Raw genomic sequence first — 2,732 nt, 5'->3', positions numbered from 1 at the left:
AATCGCAATAAGACGAACCCCACGGCTGCCCACGCGCATCACGCGCCGTACTGCCGTGCCGAAGGGAGGTGAACACACATGACGCTGCAAGAAGCTTTGGCGCGCCGCGGGCGGCTCCAGGTGCACATAGAAGACCTGGTGTCGCGCCTGCACAGCTGTTCGCGCGTGTTGGAGGGCATAGTCCCGCCCGAAGAACCCGAGTACCTGCTCGGGCAGGTGAAGGCGGCGCTCTCCGACCTGGAGACGCTGGTTGGACAGATTGAGCGCACGAACAGGGAGACGAACGTGACGCCGTGGCAGACCTTGTCCGATCTGCTTGTCCGGCGCAATTTTGTGCAACGGCGCGCGAAACTGCTGAAGGGCGTGGCCGACCACGCCGTGAAAGGCGAAACCCCGTACTACCGTGAAGGGCGCTACGATGTGACGGTGCAGGTGACAGCACTGTACGCTGAGGTGGCATCCCTGTCACGGGAGTACGAAGAACTGGACAACCAGATCCAGAAGGCCAACTGGCAGACACAGCTGGCCGAATAGGCTTTCCGGTGTAGTTGTCCGTGCGCGGTTTCGGGAAGACCCATAAGCCAGGTCACGGCTGATCGATGCCGCAGGGGTGCACGGCTCTGCCATCACGGAAGACGCCCCGTAAACCTGACATGTGAGAAATCACGAATAACGAATCACTTCTTCCCCCTTGAAACCACACGCGACAGCGAGGGTGGGACAGCGGGTGCCCCCACGGGGGCGCAGCGGAAAGCCTTGCCCACAAGCCAATATGTCTTTCGATGCGGACCGGCCTGATAGTGACCGGGCCGCATCAATCGGAAAGTGCCGGAGAAGCGGGAAGCGCAGACCGGCAGAGAACATGTCTCGTCCAGGAACAGGGAGAGCAAAGAAAGAAGATGTTGCAGAAACTCAAAAACGCCTTGACACCGTATATGCGCTTCCGGGGCACGTTGACCTACATCCGCCAGCGCTTTGCCGGGAACCAGTACGACATGGAATACATTGCCAACAGCGGTCTGACGCTTCTGGAAGAGAACCTCGGCGTGATGTCCTGGGGATTGAGCCTCGACCTTGACGAAGACCCCCGTTATAGTCGCATGGACTTCCGTCTCGTCTTTCACGAGAATGGTTGTTTCTGGGACATCGATGCTCTGGCGTATCTGCGCGAAGGGAAACCCTATAGCGACAGACTGGAGTTCGTTGCCGACAACGCCCGGCCGATAGTGAGAATCCTCTCCCGGGGGATAATCCTGTCACGCCCCAGCGGGGCCGAAGAGGAGTTCCAATCTCTTCTTGCCGGTCAGCCCGTTTTCGAGCTGTACCTCGGCAAGCCCGTTCCGATGCAGCAGGCTCTCATGCTCAAGTCCTATTTCGGGGCGGCATTTAGTCTAAATATACATAAGGCCATGCGTCGCGTGACTGGTTTCGTGCGCCACCCGCGTTATTGTCCCCTGGACTCCTTGGTTGTGTGGCTGTCGGAGACCACCGCCAGACATGGATATTGGGGCGAGGCCGCCGTGCTGTTGCATGAGTGGCTGCACCGCGGTGTTACGGAATTGAACCAATGGACCATGGCCTCATCCGCCTTCCTGAATCTGGGCCTGTATCTGGAGAGCGTCCGGTGCGTTGTATACGGCTTTCAACTGGATCCCGACCCGCGATACTTGTCGCCGCGACCTTGGACCACGGTCAGGCAGATTCTGCCGAGTCTGGTAACGAGAAAGCAATGGACGAGACTCTATGAATGTCTGCAGATACTGCTGCCGCGGCACGACGAGATGGACAGCCTGACCAGACAGCACCTCCTTACCGCCCAAGGTCTTTATCTGTACTTCAACGGCGACAGGCCCGGTGCATTGCGGCGCTTTGAGGAACTCGTGCGGAAATTGCCATCAAGCATGCCGGCCGCCGCCGCGCTGTGCGTGGAGAAGTGGGAGGACCGGGCCCGCGCGGACGCGGCCATGGAGGCGCTGACCACGAGTTTCCCGTCGTTGCCGGAGACAGACGCCAGCCCTGTAACGCGCGTCTTCAGGCCGGAACGCCCCCTCTCGCGGGCATGGGAGGCGTTGTTCCCGCAGGTGGGGCCGTCGCTTCAGGCACACCTTGACAGGGTCATGCGGGAAGGAACTGTTCGCGAAACCGTGGAAATCCCGGTAACGACACTTTCGGACGGCGTGGTGCGGCATGCGCGCGCCTGCGAACTTGTCCAGGACGGCCCGCTCCGCTCCGTGGTAGTCCGGTCCGAAGCCCCTGCGCCGGCCGCCCCGCGGCCGGTCATGACCGCGTATCCCGTGGCCTCTTGCGGCATTGCCTACCGCGCGCGTGTCATCTCCGTTTGCGAATACGCGGACCACCTCGCCGGGGAGGTCACGCTGCAGGGGCGTGCAGACCGGGAAGTCACGGTCTTTCTGCCTTTCTACCACGAACATCGCGGGCTGTTTGACCCAGACGAGCTCCGCGAGTTTCAGTTGTATGGATTCGCCCGGAGCCTGAAGGCGCAGGAACATCCGCTGCCATCCCAGCGGGATGACCTCCAACAGAACGACACTTGGGAGAACAATCCGGATTCCCCCGACGTCTTCGATCCGGCCGAATTCGAGCACGATGAAGAGTCCGGAGACGCCGAGCCCGAAGAGAGTGATTTCGTCACACACAGGCTGCGCTCGGTCATCGACGAGATGGAATGGTTCACCTTTGAGGGCATTCGAGTCTGCAGCCTCGTGGTCCCG

Annotated in this window: 2 protein-coding genes; both read left to right on the top strand. The window is 60.8% G+C overall.

Annotated features, from left to right (window positions below; translation table 11 throughout):
* The first annotated feature begins 78 nt into the window (after nt 1-78).
* On the top strand, nt 79-534 hold the full coding sequence (locus KA184_23420) for a DIP1984 family protein (protein ID MBP8132542.1): 456 nt from the start codon (nt 79-81) through the stop codon (nt 532-534).
* 365 nt (nt 535-899) lie between these two features.
* A partial coding sequence (locus KA184_23415) for a hypothetical protein (GenBank protein MBP8132541.1) occupies nt 900-2,732 on the top strand: 1,833 nt, incomplete at its 3' end.

The sequence above is a fragment of the Candidatus Hydrogenedentota bacterium genome (assembly GCA_018005585.1).
GTDB lineage: Bacteria > Hydrogenedentota > Hydrogenedentia > Hydrogenedentales > JAGMZX01 > JAGMZX01.
The sequence above is the reverse complement of the archived record's forward strand: the minus strand, read 5'-3'. Positions and strand labels throughout refer to the sequence as shown.